The sequence below is a fragment of the Pseudomonas sp. LB3P31 genome, from assembly GCF_054897945.1.
This window is the reverse complement of sequence record NZ_CM142710.1, coordinates 5,349,094-5,367,858: the sequence shown is the minus strand read 5'-3', so window position 1 is coordinate 5,367,858 and position 18,765 is coordinate 5,349,094. Positions and strand designations below refer to the sequence as shown.

General features: G+C 59.6%; 13 protein-coding genes. 5 read left to right on the top strand and 8 right to left on the bottom strand.

All coding sequences use genetic code 11. The features are described from left to right. Positions 1 to 5: 5 nt before the first annotated feature. The 3 genes from ACYZTK_RS24405 to ACYZTK_RS24395 all read right to left on the bottom strand — a co-directional run bounded on the left by ACYZTK_RS24405 (position 6) and on the right by ACYZTK_RS24395 (position 4,860). Positions 6 to 1,721 (bottom strand): FAD-binding protein, encoded by a 1,716-nt coding sequence (locus ACYZTK_RS24405; RefSeq protein ID WP_462012161.1) that lies wholly within the window; start codon positions 1,719 to 1,721, stop codon positions 6 to 8. Positions 1,722 to 1,781: 60 nt separating this feature from the next. Beyond that, positions 1,782 to 3,350 carry an amidase gene (locus tag ACYZTK_RS24400; RefSeq protein WP_462012160.1) on the bottom strand — a complete coding sequence of 523 codons (1,569 nt, stop codon included), beginning with the start codon at positions 3,348 to 3,350 and terminating at the stop codon, positions 1,782 to 1,784. Positions 3,351 to 3,423: 73 nt separating this feature from the next. After that, entirely contained in the window at positions 3,424 to 4,860 is a 1,437-nt protein-coding gene (locus tag ACYZTK_RS24395) for a coniferyl aldehyde dehydrogenase (RefSeq protein WP_462012159.1), read from the bottom strand. Positions 4,861 to 5,058: 198 nt separating this feature from the next. Between ACYZTK_RS24395 and ACYZTK_RS24390 the strand changes: the two genes are divergently transcribed. The 5 genes from ACYZTK_RS24390 (at position 5,059) to ACYZTK_RS24370 (ending at position 10,300) form a co-directional block, all read left to right on the top strand. After that, positions 5,059 to 6,042, top strand: a complete 984-nt coding sequence (locus ACYZTK_RS24390; protein ID WP_462012158.1) for a flavin reductase — start codon at positions 5,059 to 5,061, stop codon at positions 6,040 to 6,042. Next, on the top strand, positions 6,039 to 7,367 hold the full coding sequence (locus ACYZTK_RS24385) for a spinster family MFS transporter (protein ID WP_462012157.1): 1,329 nt from the start codon (positions 6,039 to 6,041) through the stop codon (positions 7,365 to 7,367). The genes ACYZTK_RS24390 and ACYZTK_RS24385 overlap by 4 nt, the downstream gene beginning before the upstream one ends. A gap of 37 nt (positions 7,368 to 7,404) precedes the next feature. Then, positions 7,405 to 8,031 (top strand): TetR/AcrR family transcriptional regulator, encoded by a 627-nt coding sequence (locus tag ACYZTK_RS24380; RefSeq protein WP_462012156.1) that lies wholly within the window; start codon positions 7,405 to 7,407, stop codon positions 8,029 to 8,031. Between the two features lie 94 nt (positions 8,032 to 8,125). Continuing rightward, on the top strand, positions 8,126 to 9,256 hold the full coding sequence (locus ACYZTK_RS24375; protein ID WP_462012155.1) for a carbon-nitrogen hydrolase family protein: 1,131 nt from the start codon (positions 8,126 to 8,128) through the stop codon (positions 9,254 to 9,256). Positions 9,257 to 9,259: 3 nt separating this feature from the next. Then, the gene (locus ACYZTK_RS24370; RefSeq protein WP_462012154.1) at positions 9,260 to 10,300 is read left to right on the top strand and encodes an AraC family transcriptional regulator; all 1,041 of its coding nucleotides are present in this window, start codon (positions 9,260 to 9,262) and stop codon (positions 10,298 to 10,300) included. A 302-nt stretch (positions 10,301 to 10,602) separates the two neighbouring features. On the opposite strand, the gene ACYZTK_RS24365 is transcribed toward ACYZTK_RS24370, so the two are convergent. From ACYZTK_RS24365 to clpX, 5 genes are all read right to left on the bottom strand, one after another. Continuing rightward, on the bottom strand, positions 10,603 to 11,448 hold the full coding sequence (locus tag ACYZTK_RS24365) for a DUF2242 domain-containing protein (protein WP_462012153.1): 846 nt from the start codon (positions 11,446 to 11,448) through the stop codon (positions 10,603 to 10,605). Positions 11,449 to 12,264: 816 nt separating this feature from the next. Continuing rightward, the gene (locus tag ACYZTK_RS24360) at positions 12,265 to 14,136 is read right to left on the bottom strand and encodes a SurA N-terminal domain-containing protein (RefSeq protein ID WP_462012152.1); all 1,872 of its coding nucleotides are present in this window, start codon (positions 14,134 to 14,136) and stop codon (positions 12,265 to 12,267) included. A 234-nt stretch (positions 14,137 to 14,370) separates the two neighbouring features. Beyond that, entirely contained in the window at positions 14,371 to 14,643 is a 273-nt protein-coding gene (locus tag ACYZTK_RS24355) for an HU family DNA-binding protein (RefSeq protein ID WP_002552737.1), read from the bottom strand. Between the two features lie 149 nt (positions 14,644 to 14,792). Beyond that, positions 14,793 to 17,189, bottom strand: a complete 2,397-nt coding sequence (gene lon, locus ACYZTK_RS24350; RefSeq protein WP_462012151.1) for an endopeptidase La — start codon at positions 17,187 to 17,189, stop codon at positions 14,793 to 14,795. A 228-nt stretch (positions 17,190 to 17,417) separates the two neighbouring features. Continuing rightward, complete coding sequence (gene clpX, locus ACYZTK_RS24345; protein ID WP_007946893.1) at positions 17,418 to 18,701, bottom strand: ATP-dependent Clp protease ATP-binding subunit ClpX; 1,284 nt, start codon at positions 18,699 to 18,701, stop codon at positions 17,418 to 17,420. Positions 18,702 to 18,765 lie beyond the last annotated feature (64 nt).

Below are 18,765 nucleotides of genomic sequence, written 5' to 3'. Positions count from 1 at the left end.
CACTCCTAGGACTTGCGGGCTAAGTGGTTGGCAGCGACATAAGCGAAGGTCATCGCCGGGCCCAGCGTGCCGCCGGCGCCCGGATAGCTGGTGCCCATCACCGACGCCGAACAGTTGCCGATGGCGTACAACCCGGCGATGGCCGTGCCGTCTTCGCGGACCACCTGAGCATGCTCATTGGTCAGCAAACCGCCCTTGGTGCCAATGTCCCCGGCATCCAGGCGCATGGCGTAGTACGGCCCCTTGCGTAGCGGCGCCAGGCATGGATTGGGTTTGATGTTGCTGTCGCCGTAGTAACGGTCAAACACGTTGCCGCCCCTCGCGAAGTCGAGGTCCACGCCTGAATCCGCGTAGCCGTTGACCTTGTTTACGGTGGCTTCCAGACCCGCACTGTCAACGCCGATCTGTCGGGCCAGGCCCGCCAGGGTGTCGGCCTTCCAGTACAGGTTGTTCAGCCACTCCTTGCGCAGGCGGCTGTCGGGCATGATCTGGCCGGGCATCAACGGCCCCATGGCATAGTTGAACCGGAAATGGCCATCGAAGATCACCCAGGCCGGCACCGACTTTCCGCCGGTCATCCCGTTATCCCGATGCATCGCATCGACGAACTCCAGGTACGGTGCCGCTTCGTTGACAAAGCGTTGACCGAGGCCGTTGACCACGATCGCACCAGGGAACGCGCGCTCGGCAAAAATCCCCCGAGGTTTGTCTTCCCCGGGTACGGCAATGGTCGGCGCCCACCAGGCCCAATCCAGCAGCGCCGTAGCCGCCCCTTGCTGCATGCCGGCGATGAGCGCCGCGCCGGTGTTGTTGCCCGGCGGCGTCGCGCTCCAGGCCTTGCGGCTTGGCTTGGGCAGATACTGATCGCGCAACTCCTGGTTTTGTTCGAAACCGCCGGAGGCGAGAATCACGCCGTGGCGCGCATGCAATTGCCGTTCGCTGCCGTCACGCTGCACGGTGATGCCGGTCACCCGCCCGTTGTCGGTGATCAGCGCGGAAAAATCGGTGTTGAGCCACAGCGGTACGTTGCGGTCCATCAGCGAGCGGCGCAACGAAGCCACCAGCGAACTGCCCAGGGAGGCGCGACGATCGATTTTGGTCTTGCTCTTGCGCCGCCAACTGAAGTCCAGCTTGTAACGCAGCATCAATTTCATGATCAGCAGGCGCCAGCCGAAACTGCGCGCCATGACCTTGTGCGCGTCTCGCGCAGTCCAGGCAATGCATCCCATCAACAGGGTGGAAGGCGACGGTTTGCGTAAATTCACCAGTTCGTCGCCCAACAGGCTGGTGTCGAACAGTTCCGGGTCCAGCGTTCGCCCGCCAGCAAGCGAGCCCGGCAGGTGCGGATAGTAATCAGGGTATTTGGCTGCAACCGCATAGCGCACCCGACTGATGCGAGTGAGCGCTTCGATCATCTTCGGCGCATTGTCCAGGTAGGCACGCAGACGCACCTCATCCACATGTTCGCCTGCTGCGGCTTTCAGGTAGGTCAGCGCCGAGGCATAGCTGTCGTTGCCGCTCATGCGGGAAAAGTAGTGGTTATTGGGTATCCAGATGCCACCCCCGGAGATCGCCGAGGTGCCGCCGTACTGATTGCTTTTTTCCACTATCAGTACGCTTAAACCCTGGTCGGCGAGGAACACCGCCGAAGTCATCGCACCTGCGCCCGAGCCGACGACGATTACGTCGTAGTGGGTTTGAGACTGAACTTGAGCCGTCATTGTTGTTATGCCATTAGCTGAGGTCAGAAAAAAACCGCTGTCGACGCAGCGGGGTTTGGATCAAACAGTGGCGCGGTTGCCGGCCCATGGGTGGGCCTGCTCCAACTGGCTGGCCAGGCGCAGCAAAACGTCCTCCCCGCCCAGGCGCGCGGTGAACATCATGCCCACCGGCAAGCCGGTGTCGCTCTGGCCCAGAGGCAGGGAAATGGCTGGCTGGCCGCTGACGTTGGCCACCACAGTGAAACCGGCGCTGCCCATGGCGTGGTAGGCGTAACTGTCCCAGGGTTGGTCAAGGGACAGCAGGCCGAGTTTGGGAGTCAGGCTGCCGGTGACGGGTGACAGGATCACGTCAAACCGCTCGAAGTGCTGTTCCATGGTGGCGCTGACACTTTCAAACGCTTGCCGCGCGCGGAACAGGTCTTCACCGCTGGTGCCTTTGGAGCGATTGAGGTTGACCAGGGTGACCTTCTCCAGATCCTCGGCAGTCACCGCCCGCCCAAGTACCTGTTCACGATCGTGAATTTGCACCCGTAATGCCGTACCAAGCGCCGTGCCATGGGCGCCGAACAACTGGCGCGGATCGACGTCCAGGTTCAGTTCCTCAAGCTCATGCCCAAGGGCGAGCAGTTGCCTGATGGTCTGTTCGAGAGTGGCGGCAATTGCCGGCTCCAGTGGCGCACCGGTCAGTGATTGACGCACCACGGCCACGCGCAGCTTGCCCGGATCGCGCTGAAGTTCTTCCACATAGGGCCTAATCAGCGGCGGGCACCAATAAGCACTGCCCGCCTCATGTCCTTGGCCCGCATCGAGAAACAGCGCGGTATCGCGTACGGTGCGCGACACTACATTGGCCACGCTGGCACCAAATGCGCTTTCAAAATGCAGCGGTCCGCTGGGGGTGCGATAACGGCTGGGCTTGAGCCCGACCACGCCGCAGTACGAAGCCGGAATCCGGATCGAACCGCCACCATCGGTGGCATGCGCCACGGGCACAATCCCCGCCGCCACTGCAGCAGCCGAGCCACCGGAAGAGCCGCCGGCACTCATGGCCAGGTTCCAGGGGTTGTGCGTCTGGCCCCAGGCCAGGGATTCGGTGGTAGTGGTCAAGCCGAACTCAGGGGACGCGGTCTTGCCGAACGGCACCGCCCCCGCCTGTTGGTAGCGGGCGATCAGGGTACTGGTGCGGGCAGAGGGTGGTGAGTCCTTGAACAATCGGCTGCCGTTACTGGTGATCGTACCCTGCAGCGAAGTGTTCAGGTCCTTGAACAGCAACGGCACACCCGCGAGGGGGCCCTGGTTGTGGGTGCCGGCAGCGCGGCGCTGCGCCAGCAAAGTGCGTGCGTAGGCCTCATGCAGCATGTTCACGGCGTTGACCTTGGCATTGACCTCGTTGCAACGGTACAGCGCCGCCGCCAACAGATCTTCGGCACGCAACTCGCCACTGCGGACGGCCTGGCTCATGGCCCAGGCATCCATTGACTGGTAGTCGCTGGCCGCAAGCTCCTGCGCGCGGGTATCGGCAAAACGCCCCAGAAGCCCGACGCCGATCGCGACGGCACCCGCCTTGAGCACACTGCGGCGCGGCCAGTCGGTGGTGGAATTGAGTGGTGCGGACTCGTGGTTATCCATGGTAATGCTCGCGTCCTGGTTAATTATTATTTTTGCGATATGCACTGTTGCTGCACAAACCCCCGCGCTGGCATCAGTCGCGGGTGACACCGGCCAGCATGGCTGCCAGGTAGTGTTCGCCGTATGGCGGCAACAGCCCCCACTCGCGGCGCGGGTCATGGGCCGACGCCTTGAACACCGTGCGCATGTGACTGAATTCGAGAAAGCCTTCGCGGCCATGGTAATGACCCATGCCCGAGGCCCCGACGCCTCCGAATGGCGCGTCATGCAGGGCGGCGTGCATCATCACGTCGTTGATGGTGACCCCGCCGGACACGGTGTTTTCCAGCACGTGACGTTGTTCCTGTGCATCCTCACCGAAGTAGTACAAAGCCAGGGGACGTGGTCGTGCGTTGATCTCAGCGATGACCTGATCAAGGTCGTCATAGCCGAGCACAACCATGGCCGGGCCAAAGATTTCCTCTTGCATGATCAGGCTGTCCGGGACGGGATCAACCACCACCCGCAACGGGCGCCGACGGTCGTGTATATCCACCGGCAACGGTTCTGGCAGGCACTCGATGCGTGCACCGCGTGTCTCGGCGTCCCGCACCAGGCTCTCGACCCGATCCAGATGGCGCTGATTGACGACCGCGACCACGTCCGGATTGCCGGCCACCGTGGGGTTTAGGTCGCGGTAAGCCCCGCGCAGGGCCTCGATCAACGATTCAAGCTGGGCTTTGGGCACGTACACCAGGTCCGGGTTGATGCAGATTTGCCCACCATTGGTGGACTTGCCTGCGGCGATGCTGAGTGCAACCTTATTCAGGTCGGCAGTGGGCGAAACGATGACCGGTGACTTGCCACCCAGTTCCAGAGTGACCGGTACCAGGTTTTTCGCGGCGTTGGCCATAATGTGCCGGCCAATCGCCGTGCCGCCGGTGAATACCAGGTGGTCGAACGCCTGGCTGCTGAACGCTTCGCCCAGCGCCTGCCCACCATTGACCACCGCCACCACCAGCGGATCAAAGTGCCGGGCACACAGTTGCGCCACCAGCTCAGCGGTGCGCGGCACCACTTCCGAAGGTTTGAGAATGGCCCGGTTACCGGCGGCAAGCGCCGAGGCCAGCGGGCTGAACAAGGTGTACAGCGGCGCGTTCCAGGTCCCCATGATGCCCACGGTGCCTTTGGGCTGATGCATCACCCAGGCCCGTGCGCCGAGCTGGTCATAGGGAGAAAACATTTCGCGGGGCTCGTCCTGCATCCACTCTTGCAGATGGTCACGGGCGTACTTGAGCGAAGCGAGGGAACCCAGCACATCATTCATCAAGGAAAAACCGGCAGGCCGTCCGCCAAAGTCCTCATCGATAGCCGTCGTCAGAGCCGCATGATTGTCGACCAACAGGTCGATGACTTGCTGCAGGCGCTGGCGCCGGGTTTCGGCGCTGACGCTGCCAGCCCTGGCAAAGGCGACTTTCTGTTGCGCCAGCAGGCTGGAAAGGACTTGGACAGAAGACGTATCTGAACTCATTGTTATCCCCTTGCAGGTTGGCTCGATGGCCGGTGAGCGCCCGATGCGCCTGGCGTCACCCTAGCGTTGGGGACTGCGGCCGCGCCTCGTCCAATCGGACGAGGTTGGTGCATTAGTGTTAGTCCGTTGAGACGATGTTCGGCGCCCGCCTTCGCTCAATACTGGCCATACGAAAATCCCCACTCCATGAGGCCAGTCATGGCAATGCAAAACACCAGCTTCGACCCCCAGGCATTTCGTGCCGCGCTCGGCACGTTCACGACCGGGGTCACGATCATCACCACCCAGACCGAAGACGGCTCGCCCGTAGGCATCACCGCGAACAGCTTCAATTCGGTGTCACTCAACCCGCCACTGGTGCTCTGGAGCCTGTCCAAACAAGCGCGTAGCCTGCCGGTTTTCAGCAGCGGCAAGCACTGGAATGTGCACGTGTTGTCCACCGAACAGGAGAATCTGTCGGGACGCTTCGCCACCCAGGGTGAAAACAAGTTCGCCGAAATCGAACTGGACCATGGCGTCAGCGAAGCACCGTTGCTGCAGGATTGCACGGCGCGTTTCCAGTGCCGTACGGCGTTCCAGTACGAGGGTGGCGACCATGTGATCTTTGTCGGCGAAGTCCTCGCTTTCGATCACAGCGACCGCGCTCCGCTGGCGTTCCAAAGCGGTCAATACGCCCTGGCCACGCGCAAACCACGCAGCGAACTGCGCCTGGCGACCACGCCGCCGCCACCGGAATGCAGCTACACCGAGGACTTGCTCGGCTACCTGTTGGGGCGCGCCCACTACCAGGCACTCAACGCGTTGCGGCAACTGTTGAACAGTCAGCAACTGGACGAACAAACGTTTTTTGTCCTGTCGATCCTGTGTATTCGCGACAACATGACGCTCAAGGAGATCAACACCTTCGTGACCTACACCGGTCGCGAAGTGACGCTGGCCAGCATGCGTTTCCTCGAACGCCAGCGTCTGGTGGCGTTCGAAGGTTCGGCTGAGTCGCTGCGGTTCGTCCTCACGGCTCAGGGTCGCGAGGTGTCGCTGCATCAACTGGCGCTGGCCAAGGCCGTTGAAGAAGACCTCTCGGCCAAGCTCGGTGCGGCAGATGCGCAAGCCCTGAAAGTCTTGCTCAAGCGGGCGATCGTCGTCAGCGATCCCGGTTTGCCGGATTTGTGGGCGCCGCGATGACAGCTCGCGCAGGCGTGCTGCCGCCAGCCACAGTCGGCTGGGGCAGCCACGGCTTGTTGGCCCTCTTGGCCCTGGTGTTTGCCGACAACTTCGTCGGCAGGCAAATACTCGCGGTCATGGTCGAGCCGATCAAATCCGAATTCGGCATCAGCGATACCGCCATCGGGCTGATCTCGGGCCTGGCGTTTGCGTCGGTCTACGCGATCGTCGGTTTACCAGCGGGCCGACTGGTCGATCGCATGCCGCGCACGCGCCTGCTGGCAATGTCTTGCCTGCTTTGGGCTGTGGCGACCATGGCATGCGGGCTGGCGGGCAGTTTCCTGGCGCTGGCCGTCGCACGGATGCTGGTGGCTGTCAGCGAATCACCGACGACATCAGCGTCGCTGTCGTTGATTGCCGATCTGTACCCGCCACAACGGCGCTCTTTCGCCATCAGCTGCTTCACCGCGGCACCGACGTTTTCCTCGATCATCGGGTTGAGCATTGGTGCCTGGGTGGTTCAGCATTATGGCTGGCGCAGCGGATTCATTGCGTTGGCCCTGCCGGGCCTGGCGTTCAGCGCTATCCTGGGGTTTTGTGTGCGCGAGCCCAAACGTGGCCGTTGGGACCTTGCCCCACGTCCCCCTATGCAACCTGTGCTGCTTGGCATGGGCGCCGAAGCCCGCAAGCTGTGGGCCTTACCTGCATACCGCTGCCTGATTCTCGCCGGTGGCCTGACCACGCTGAGCGCCTACGCGATTGCCATGTGGAACACCAGTTTCCTGATGCGCTCTCACGGATTGTCGCTGCAATACGCCGGACTGCTGGTGGGCGTTGTCTGCGGTATCAGTGCCGGAATAGGCGGTCTGTTCAGCGGCTGGTTCAGCGATCGCCTCTGTCGTCGCCATCCACACTGGCAAGTGTCGATACCGATACTGGGCCACCTGCTGGGCCTCTGCGCGCTGGCACCTTATCTGCTGTGGTCCGATGCCCTGCTGATGCACCTCGGCGACGTGCCTATTCCCGTGGCCATGCTCTGGTGTGCCCTGTATGCCTTTTTCGCCGTGTGGTGGGTCGCACCCTCGTACAACCTCGCCACCCAGTTGGTACCGGCAGATCGACGGGGTACCGCCATGGCGTTGCAAACCATCATCAGCACGCTTTTAGGGGTTGGTGTCGGGCCGCTGTTGACCGGGTTGTTCAGCGACCTGTTACAACCGGTGTTTGGCCTGGAATCACTTCGGTATGCGCTGTTGCTGGTGAACCTGCCGGTGATCTGCTCGGTGTTCCTGCTGATGCGTACCGCGCACCACGCGCGCGCAATGGGCTATCGCCATGTGGAGTGATTTCCACACTCCGTTATTTCTCCAGTGACGAATTCATATGCCAGCCACGTTAGCCAATCCCGTACATAGCGCCCGCGACCGACTGCTGGACGCGGCACTTGAACTCTTCGCCACGCGTGGCTTCCAGGCAATAGGTTTGCGCGATCTGGCCAGCCATGTGGGGCTGCATGCCGGATCGCTTTACCATCACATCGAAAACAAACAGTGCCTGTTATTCGAATTGATGGAGTCCGCGTTATCCGATTTATTGTCCGATACTGTGAGCCGAATGAAAGGAGCACGAAGTCCTGGTAAACGCTTGCACCTGTTTATCCAAGCCTTCAGCGCTTTTAACCTGAATGAAAAATACCGCCTGGCACTTGTTACCCGCGAGTTTGCAAACCTTGATGAAGAACAGCAGCTGCGGATCACCCAGCTGCAAAACAAATACTCATCCTTGCTGAGCACCATCATCGCTGATCATGACCGCAGCGCCTGCGGGCCTGCTGCGGGCGCCTTCACCGCCAGCAGTGCAATCATTTTGATTTTATTTGGCCAGTCACATTGGTATGCCCCGCAAATAACCGAACCGCAGCTTGCAGAGACACTCATGAATATTGCTACCTGCATTATTTCAAATAACAAAAAGGCCCAGACAAACCTGACCTCACGACGAAACTGTTGAGATCAGTATTTTTCACGACGGTATTTACGGTAGAACCGATCTGCTTATTGCTGCAGAATCATGAACCTGTTCGCGGTTGTTGACTGTTTTCCCCATGCGCAAACTTCTGTACCTGACCTTATCCATGGCGTTGATTGCCGCCCTGACGACCTACGCAATGTGGGCCGCAGACCGTCCGGTGGGGCATTATCTCTCCGACCTGCGGATCGATCTTGCCGTTGACCAAGGCACTCCCGCTGATCGCGGCAACCTGCTGGGCATTCAGCCCGAGCTTTTTCCCACCGACTATCAAAGCCCGGCGCGCCTGCATCGTAAACTCGCGGCCTATCTGCAGAAGGCCCAGGAACAAGGGCTGCTCAACGATAAAACCATCGTGGTGTTGCCGGAACATGTCGGCACCTGGCTGATGGTGAGCGGTGAAAAGGACGAGCTGTACCAGGCCACCAGCCTGAACGAGGCGATGAACTGGCTGGCCGCGAGTAACCCCTTGAAGTTTGCCAAGGCTTGGATCAGCGCCAAAGGCGCCAATCGCCTGGACGACGCGCATCTGCGGATGAAGGCCAAGGGTATGGCCAAGGATTACCAGGCGCTGTTCGGCGGCCTGGCCAAAGAATTTCATGTGACCCTGGTGGCCGGCTCCATCGTATTACCTGAACCGAGCATCATCGACGGCAGGCTGAAAATCGGCAGCGGCGCGCTGTTCAACAGCAGCGTGGTGTTTGGACGCGACGGATTGCCAATCGGTCAGCCGCAACGGCAGATCCACCCGGTGTTTGATCAAAGTGATGTGATCGCCGCCAATGGCGAACATGCCATGAATGTCGTCGACACGCCGGCCGGACGCCTGGGCGTGTTGATCGGCAGCGACAGCTGGTACCCGGACAACTACCGCAAGCTTAACGAACAGGGCGCGCAGCTGGTTGCGGTGCCGGCCTATGTGATCGGCAGCGGTGCGTGGGACAAGCCATGGCGCGGCTACAAAGGGCTGGCGACGCCAAGCTCGGTCAGCCTCAAGGCCGGTGAGCTCAGCGAAGGCCAGGCATGGCAGCGCTTGACGCTCACCGCACAGCCTCCGAGCAGTCAGGCCATCGCCGGCATGAGCGTGTTCCTGCGCGGCCAGTTCTGGGACAAGGGCAGCGCCGGCCATAGCTTCCTCAGCAGCAACGGACAGCATTACGCGGACGGCGACGCCCGGGGCGCGCGCCTGCTGAACCTCTGGTTGTAGGCCATGAAACCGCTGCCGATGCGCCTTGGTGACCTCTCGGTGGGTTTTGTCCACAGCCTGGCCGATGCGGTGCGCAGTCATGACCTGGACCCGCAACCGTTGCTCGACCAATACGGCCTGGACGCGGCACGGTTGAGCGAGGCCGGTGCCCGGCTGTCGATCCCGCGCTACATGCGCCTTGGCCATAGTGCCATTCAGCTGACGGGAAATCCCGCACTGGGCCTGCGCATGGGCGAGCTTAGCCGTCTGAGCCAGGCCGGCCTGGCAGGTATCACGGCCGCCCAGGCGCCGACGGTGCGTGAGGCGGCCCGGTGCCTGATTCGCTTCGAAGCCCTGTACGGCTCCAACTACCGCGGGCAGTCGAGCTTTCACGAAGATGCCCACGGCGCATGGTTGCGGTTCTACTCCATCAGCCCCTACAACAGCTACAACCGCTTTGTGGTGGATTCGATCATCAGCGGCTGGTTGCACCAGTTATCCAGCCTGGGTCCTGCCCCATTGCGTGCCGAACGCATCGAAGTCGAGTTCGATACGCCGGATTACGCCGAGGCCTATGCACTGCTGGGTGACTGCCCGATCCAGTTTGGTAGCGAGCACAATCAGCTGCGCCTGAGTCTCGCCAGCCTCGGCCAGCGCAATCCGGAACACTGCCCCAGTACCTGGCGGCACCTGCTGCAGCTGTGTGAGCGGGAACTGGAACAATTGACCCGCACTCGCAGCCTGCGTGAACGCATCACTCAGCTGCTGGGGCCGTTGTTGAATGGTGGCCGGGAACCCGACCTGGAAGAAGTGGCGGCACGCCTGAAACTGCCGACCTGGACCCTGCGCCGCAAGCTAGCCGAGGAAGGCACGCAATTTCGCGCAATCCTCAACGACACTCGTCGCGATTTGGCCATGACCTACATTCGTGACACCGAACTGGCGTTCGGGGAAATCGCCTATCTACTGGGCTTTGCTTCAGCCGAAGCCTTTCAACGGGCATTCAAGCGCTGGAGCGGCCAGACCCCGGGTGAGTTTCGCCGAAGCCATCGCCAATCAGCCTGAGGCTTATAGCTCGGTAGCGTCTTCTGCAGGCTCCAGCGGGTCCAGTTCAAATGCCTGGTACTCGAGCAGTTCTTCTTGATACTCGTCCATTGTTGAATCCCTCACTGCTCGTTAAAAAATTGCCTGAATAGATGACCAGCGCCTTGAGCATAAAGTGCCCACGTGAAAGAAAAATGACGCAGGTACGCCGCTCAGCGGCTACTGAATAAAACGTAGCAGGCACCAAGGAATTTATCACAGGATTTTTTCAAGACAGGCCGCAGAACTGCGGCCTGGGTGACGCGGATCAAGTTTACCGGATGTTACTGGGGCATGGCCGGGATCGGTTCACTGGGCGGCGGCAGGTCCGATTGAGGCGGCGGCGTGACGGTTTCTGTAGTTGTCGGAGCAGGTTCGGACACTTCAACCGGAGTGATCGGGGCGGCTTCGGCGGGTGGCGCAACTGGCTCGGAAGCTGTCGGGGCGGTCTCAACCGGGGCTGGAGCAGGCTCGGCCGCAGGCGCAGGAGACGGGGTCGGGGTCGGGGTCGGGGTCGGAGCCAATGTAGCCGGGGCGGCTTTGGTTTCAGGCATGCCCAGATCGGTTTTCGGCTTTTCCTGGATATGCGCGGCTTTTTTCGCTTCCGGTGGCAGGAACAACTCGACCAGGGCAAAAAAGCGCTCGTAGAACTTGGCGGACGACACGGTTTCGCTGGCCACTTTGACCATCGAATCATCCGACGAACCGATCGGCATCGACACCGAGCCCAACACACCGACGCCCAGGCTGGCGGAGTTGTTGGTCTTTTTCAACGCATAACGGTCCTGCAAGGCGTTAGCGAACATGGTCGCGTGGTGCCCTTCGCTGCCGTCATCGGCACAGACCACACTGAAGCTGATCTCCATGTGGGTTTCGCCGGTTTGTTGGAAGCTCTTGTGACCACTCACCAGTTTCGGATCGCTGCTGGTAATGATATAGCCCTGGCTCAGCAGAGCCCGACGAGCGGCTTCGCAGCTTTGCGCATCTGTCACCGGGTAATTGCGGGAAAACGTTCCGGAGTCATCGAAGTTCTCATGCTCGTAGATGGCGGGTTTCTTCGACGAACAACCGGCAGCAGCGCCCAGCACCAACGCCAGCCCGACAACACGCATGGGAAATGATCTAAACATTGAACATCCTGAGGGAAACGGTTCGGGGCGTATTGTGCAACAGATCGATGCTTAGCGTCGCATCGATTGCGTCTTGTAACAATTACAGGCGCGCAGTGTTGCCTGGAGTGGCCCCATCGCGAGCAGGCTCACTCCTACAGAAATTGTGATGCTCACAGACCTGGGCACCATCACAGATCCCTGTTGGGGGCCGAGCTTGCTCGCGATTGCGGTCATCCAGCCAGCACATACATGCCTGACACACCGTCATCGCGGGCAAGCCCGGCTCCCACAGGTTTTGCGGCGAGCCCATTGTAGGAGTGAGCCTGCTCGCGATTGCGGTCTGGCAGTTAACATCGATGTCGCCTGGAAGGGCCCTATCGCGAGCAGGCTCACTCCTACAGAAATTGTGATGCTCACAGACCTGGGCACCACCACAGATCCCTGTGGGGGCCGAGCTTGCTCGCGATTGCGGTCATCCAGCCAGCAAATAAATGCCTGACACCACGTCATCGCGGGCAAGCCCGGCTCCCACAGGTTTGGCGGCGAGCCCATTGTAGGAGTGAGCCTGCTCGCGATTGCGGTCTGGCAGTTAACATCGATGTCGCCTGGAATGGCCCTATCGCGAGCAGGCTCACTCCTACAGAAATTGTGATGATCACATACTTGGGCACTACCACAGATTCCTGTGGGAGCCGAGCCTGCTCGCGATAGCGGTCATCCAGCCAGCACATACATGCCTGACACACCGTCATCGCGGGCAAGCCCGGCTCCCACACATAAAAAAACCCCAGCCATTGGGCTGGGGTTTTTTTTAGCATGAAGCCTGCTCAGCCATCAAAAACGCTTGATGTCTGCAGCGCTTTCCAGCTGCTTGCGATACGCCGCAAAGTCTTGCTGGCCAAGGCGCGAGGCGAGGAAGCGACGGTATTGAGCCTTCTCTTCTTCGGTCGGTGCCGCAGCTTCATTGACGCCGTTCAGGCGCACGATCACCAGGCTACCATCAGCCAGGGTCACGCTGCTGTAGGTCGGTTGGTCCTTGGCCGCCGGCTTCGGCATGCGGAACAACGCCTGCAGCACAGCCGGGTCTACCCCTTCCTGGACGCGGGTCGCGGCTTCGATGACTTTCCAGCCCTGACCGTCGATAGCCTTGTCCGCAGGCGCCTTGCCTTCGCGCAAGCTGGCGATCAGCTCGTCAGCCTTGGTCTTGGCGGCAGCACTGGCGTGCTCCTTGGCCAATTGCGAGCGAATGCTGGCATTGACGCTTTCCAGCGGCAGCTGCGCAGGCTTCAGGTGTTCCTTGGCGCGCAGCACGATGACGGTCTCGGCATCGAGCTCGATGGCGGTGCTGTTGGCACCTTCATCCAGCACTTCGGGGCTGAACGCTGCAGTGAGCACAGCGCGGTTGGCTGTTACGCCTTCGCCACCTTCACGGCCAAATGGCTTGGAGGTGTGCACGGTCAGTTTAAGGTCCTGCGCCGGCTGGGCCAGGTCAGAAGCCTCGAACGACGAATCTTCGAGCTGCTTGGTAGCCTCGACGAAACGCTGCTCAACCTGCTGGGTTTTCAGCTCACGGGTCAGCTTGTCTTTCAGGCTGGCAAGTGTCGGCACTTCAGGTGCTTCCACGCCCAACAGCTTGATCAGGTGGAAACCGTAGTCGGTGCGAACCGGTGCGGAAACCTGATCCTTGGCCAGTGCGTACAGAGCTGTCTCGAACGCCGGATCGTAGACACCCGGGCCTGCATAGCCAAGGTCACCACCATTGCTCGCCGAACCTGGATCCTGGGAGAACTCCTTGGCCAGTGCCTCGAACTTCTCGCCCTTGGCCAGACGCGCCTGGACTTCCTCGATCTTCGCCTTGGCTTGCGCCTCGGTGACCTTGTCATTCACTTCGATCAGAATGTGCGCAGCCCGACGTTGCTCGGACAGGTTGGCGATTTCTTTCTGATACGCCGCCTGCAGGTCCTCGTCCTTGACGCTGACCTGATCGAAGAAAGAGGACTTCTTCAATTCGATGTAATCGATGACCACCTGATCCGGCGTCATGAATTCCTTGGCGTGCTCGTCGTAGTAAGCCTTGACCTCTTCGTCAGTCAGCTTCACAGCCGCCGGATCGGCCTTGACATTCAAGATCGCGAAATCGCGGGTCTGTTTTTCCAGGCGAGCAAATGCGAGCACTTGGGCATCGGTGACAAAACCGCTACCCGCCAGGCCTGCACGCAATTGGCCGATCAGCATTTCCTGAGTCATCATCTGACGGAATTGCATCCGGCTGTAACCCAGTTGGCGGATCACTTGGTCAAAGCGCTCGGCGCTGAACTTGCCATCCACCTGGAATTCAGGCGTCTGCAGGATCACCTGATCCAGAGCAGCTTCGGAAAATGCGAACTTCGAGTCCTGCGCGCCTTGCAGCAGCAGCTTGCGGTCGATCAGGCCCTTGAGGGCCGATTCGCGGAGCATTTTCTCGTCGAGCAGCGAAGCGTCGAAATCCTTGCCCAGCTGTTGCATCAGCTGACGGCGTTGCATGTCGACCGCCTGGCTGAGCTCGTTCTGAGTGATTTCTTCACCGTTGACCTTGGCCGCGTCCTGGCTGTTACTCGTAGCCTGGAAAATGGCCTCGACACCGGTAAACGCCATCAGAACAACGATGATCCCGATGATGGTTTTGGCAATCCAGCCTTGTGAATTGTCCCTGATATTCTGCAGCATGCGTCCCCCAGAAACGGTTGAACTTCAAAATTAGGCAACCGTGGAGCGTGGGTAGAATCCGGATAGAAGAAAGGCGCATCCGAGGATGCGCCTTCTCGTAACTGGCGGAGCGGACCGAGGGGATCGAACGTGCGACCCTCGGCGTCTCGGACCGGCAACTCGCCGACTGGACTACCGCTCCGCTGCCAGGTCAGGCATGACCCCGACCCGGATAGGCAAAAACCTGAATCGAACTTAGTTGACAGCTTCTTTCAGCGCTTTACCGGCTTTGAAACCTGGTTTTTTGGCGGCTGCGATTTCCAGCGTCTTACCGGTCTGTGGGTTACGACCGATGCGAGCTGGACGATCAGTGACGGAGAAGGTCCCGAAACCAACCAGAACAACGGAGTCGCCGGCCTTGAGAGCGCCAGTGACGGATTCGATTACAGCGTCCAGCGCACGGCCAGCAGCAGCTTTCGGGATATCAGCGGATGCAGCGATAGCATCAATCAGTTCCGACTTGTTCACTCTAAGTCCCCTTATATCTATTTGAGTATGATTCTAAGTTTTTTGGTGAAAGCAAAAACGAGTGCTGAATGGCCTACAGACACTATAAGAGCCGCTTTATAACAAGGGCTCTAAAAAGCTGTCAAGGAAGCCCCCCAGGCAAATGCGTATTAATGCGTGCTAATTCTTTCCTTAGAGTCAGACTCGCGTTTTTCGTCCTTCGCGACAATCTCCGGAGCCACATCCGGCAAGGGCTCCGGCGCGTATTGCAGCGCAATTTGCAGGACTTCGTCAATCCATTTAACCGGTTTGATCTGCAGATCCGCTTTAATATTGTCAGGAATTTCCTTCAGGTCGCGTACGTTCTCTTCAGGAATGATCACGGTCTTGATTCCGCCGCGGTGTGCCGCGAGCAGTTTTTCCTTCAGACCGCCAATCGCCAGCACCTGGCCACGCAGGGTAATTTCACCGGTCATGGCGACATCCGCACGTACCGGAATGCCGGTCAGTGCCGACACCAGGGCCGTGCACATGCCTACACCAGCGCTAGGGCCGTCCTTCGGGGTCGCCCCTTCCGGCATGTGGATGTGCGTGTCGCGCTTCTCGTGGAAGTCCAGGGGAATCCCCAGGCTCTTCGCCCGGCTGCGCACGACCGTCAATGCCGCAGTGATCGACTCGACCATCACGTCACCCAGGGAACCCGTCTTGATCAACTGGCCCTTGCCGGGAACCACCGCCGCCTCGATGGTCAGCAACTCACCACCCACCTGGGTCCACGCCAGCCCGGTCACCTGACCGATCTGATCCTGGGATTCGGCCAGGCCGTAGCGGAATTTCCGCACGCCCAGGAAGTGTTCCAGCATGTCGGCAGTCACCTTCACCGAGAAGCGTTTTTCCAGCGCATGCTCTTTGACAGTCTTGCGGCAAACCTTGGCAATCTGGCGCTCAAGCCCCCGTACACCGGCTTCGCGGGTGTAGTAGCGGATGATGTCGCGGATCGCTTCGGCGTCGAATTCCAGCTCGCCTTTCTTCAGGCCGTTGGCAGTTATCTGCTTAGGCGAGAGGTACTTGACGGCGATGTTGATCTTCTCGTCTTCGGTGTAGCCCGGCAGACGGATCACTTCCATCCGGTCCAGCAGCGCCGGCGGAATGTTCATCGAGTTGGAGGTGCAAAGGAACATCACATCGGACAGGTCGTAGTCGACTTCCAGATAGTGATCGTTGAAGTTGTGGTTCTGCTCGGGGTCGAGCACTTCCAGCAACGCCGACGCCGGGTCGCCACGCATGTCGCTGCCCATCTTGTCGATTTCATCGAGCAGGAACAGCGGGTTGCGAACGCCAACCTTTGTCATCTTTTGAATCAATCTTCCTGGCATCGAACCGATGTAAGTACGGCGATGACCACGGATTTCCGCTTCATCACGCACACCACCGAGGGCCATGCGCACGAATTTACGGTTGGTCGCATGGGCAATCGACTCTGCCAGGGAAGTTTTACCCACCCCAGGAGGTCCAACCAGGCACAACACCGGACCGCGAATTTTCTTCACGCGCTTCTGCACGGCGAGGTATTCGAGGATCCGCTCTTTGACTTCTTCCAGACCATAGTGGTCGGCATCAAGAATGTCTTCGGCGCGAGCCAGGTCCAGGCGTACTTTGCTCTGGGCCTTCCACGGCACTTGCACCAGCCAGTCGATGTACGAGCGCACGACGGTGGCTTCGGCAGACATCGGCGACATCTGCTTGAGCTTGTTCAGTTCGCCCTGGGCCTTGGCCAGCGCATCTTTGGGCAGGCCGGCGGCATCGATACGCTTTTTCAGCTCTTCGATTTCGTTGTGGCCTTCGTCGCTGTCGCCGAGTTCCTTCTGAATGGCCTTCATCTGCTCATTCAGGTAGTACTCGCGCTGACTGCGCTCCATTTGTTTCTTGACGCGACCACGAATGCGTTTCTCGACCTGCAGCAGGTCGATCTCGGCATCCAGCAGGGCGAGCACGTGCTCGACCCGGGCCGACAGATCGATGATCTCGAGAATTTCCTGCTTCTGCTCGATCTTCAGGGCCATGTGTGCGGCCATGGTGTCGACCAGGCGGCCTGGTTCGTCGATGCTGTTGAGCGACGACAGGACCTCAGCCGGGACTTTCTTGCCCAACTGCACATATTGTTCGAACTGGGCCAGCAGGCTGCGAACGAAAACTTCCGATTCGCGCTCCGGGGCGTCGACTTCGTCGATCAGGGAAACTTCTGCACGGCAGTGGCCGTCCACTTCGCTGAAGCGTTCGACAGCACCGCGCTGCTCGCCTTCGACCAGAACCTTGACCGTGCCATCAGGCAGCTTCAGCAGCTGCAGGACGGTCGCGATAGTACCTACGCGATAAAGTGCATCTTCACCGGGATCGTCGTCAGCAGGGTTTCTCTGGGCCAGCAGAAGGATCTGCTTGTCGCCCGTCATCGCTGCCTCGAGGGCTTCGATGGATTTCTCGCGCCCCACGAACAGCGGGATAACCATGTGCGGATAAACCACAACATCACGCAATGGCAGGAGAGGCAATTCGATGGTGGTCTTCATGATTTCGCCTCTACGGCGGCCATAAGGCCGTAAACAGATGGAAGTAAGCTTGAAACCAAGATGGGGGCTGCTTTGGAAAAAAACAAGCGGATAAAAAGAACTCTTGGAGAACACAGGCTTGGACGGCTTCAGAGCAGAGTCGTCCGTCAGATCGCTTTCGCAGGCAAGCCAGCTCCCACAAAAGCAAAGGGGCCCGAAGGCCCCTTCTTTATTCCAGCTGCGTGACGCTTAAGCGTCTGGCGCGGCCTTGGCAGCCGGCTCACTGTTTTCGTAGATATACAGTGGCTTGGACTTGCCTTCTATCACGCTTTCATCGATCACCACTTTGCTCACCTCTGACTGCGAGGGGATTTCATACATGGTGTCGAGCAGTACACCTTCGAGAATCGAGCGCAGTCCACGGGCACCGGTCTTGCGTTCCAGGGCACGTTTGGCGACCGATTTCAGCGCGTCAGCCCGGAATTCCAGGTCAACACCTTCCATCTCGAACAGCTTGGCATACTGTTTGGTCAGAGCATTTTTCGGCTCGGTGAGAATCTGCATCAGCGCAGCCTCATCAAGCTCGTCCAGCGTGGCAAGTACCGGCAGACGACCGACGAATTCAGGGATCAGACCGAACTTGACCAAATCGTCAGGTTCGACTTCACGCAGGGACTCGCCCACCTTCTTGCCTTCTTCCTTGCTGCGCACTTCGGCGTTGAAGCCGATGCCACCTTTGGTGGAACGGTTCTGGATGACTTTTTCCAGACCGGAGAACGCACCGCCACAGATGAACAGGATGTTACGGGTGTCGACCTGCAGGAATTCCTGCTGCGGATGCTTGCGACCACCTTGAGGTGGAACGGAAGCGACCGTGCCTTCGATCAACTTGAGCAGTGCCTGCTGCACGCCTTCACCGGAAACGTCCCGGGTGATCGACGGGTTGTCGGACTTGCGCGAGATCTTGTCGATCTCATCGATGTAGACAATGCCCATCTGGGCCTTTTCCACGTCGTAATCGCACTTCTGCAACAACTTCTGAATGATGTTCTCGACATCTTCACCTACGTAACCCGCCTCGGTGAGGGTGGTGGCGTCGGCGATGGTGAATGGAACGTTCAGCAAACGGGCAAGTGTTTCGGCAAGCAGGGTCTTACCCGAGCCTGTCGGGCCGATCAGCAAGATGTTGCTCTTGCCGAGTTCGACGTCGTCATTCTTCTTGTCGCGCTGGTTCAGCCGCTTGTAGTGGTTGTACACCGCTACGGCCAGAACCTTCTTCGCACGCTCTTGACCAATCACATACTGATCAAGGATGCCGCTGATTTCTTTAGGCGATGGCAATTTATGCGCGCTGCTTTCGGCCTGGGCTTCCTGCACCTCCTCACGGATGATGTCGTTGCACAGGTCGACGCACTCGTCGCAAATAAAGACCGAGGGACCGGCAATCAATTTGCGCACTTCATGCTGGCTTTTGCCACAGAAGGAGCAATAAAGCAGTTTGCCGTTGTCCTCGCCGTTGCGGGTGTCAGTCATTCGATCGATCCAAATCCGATAGGCTTGCAACACAAGATGAAGGCTATTGCGGGCTTTTTCAAGT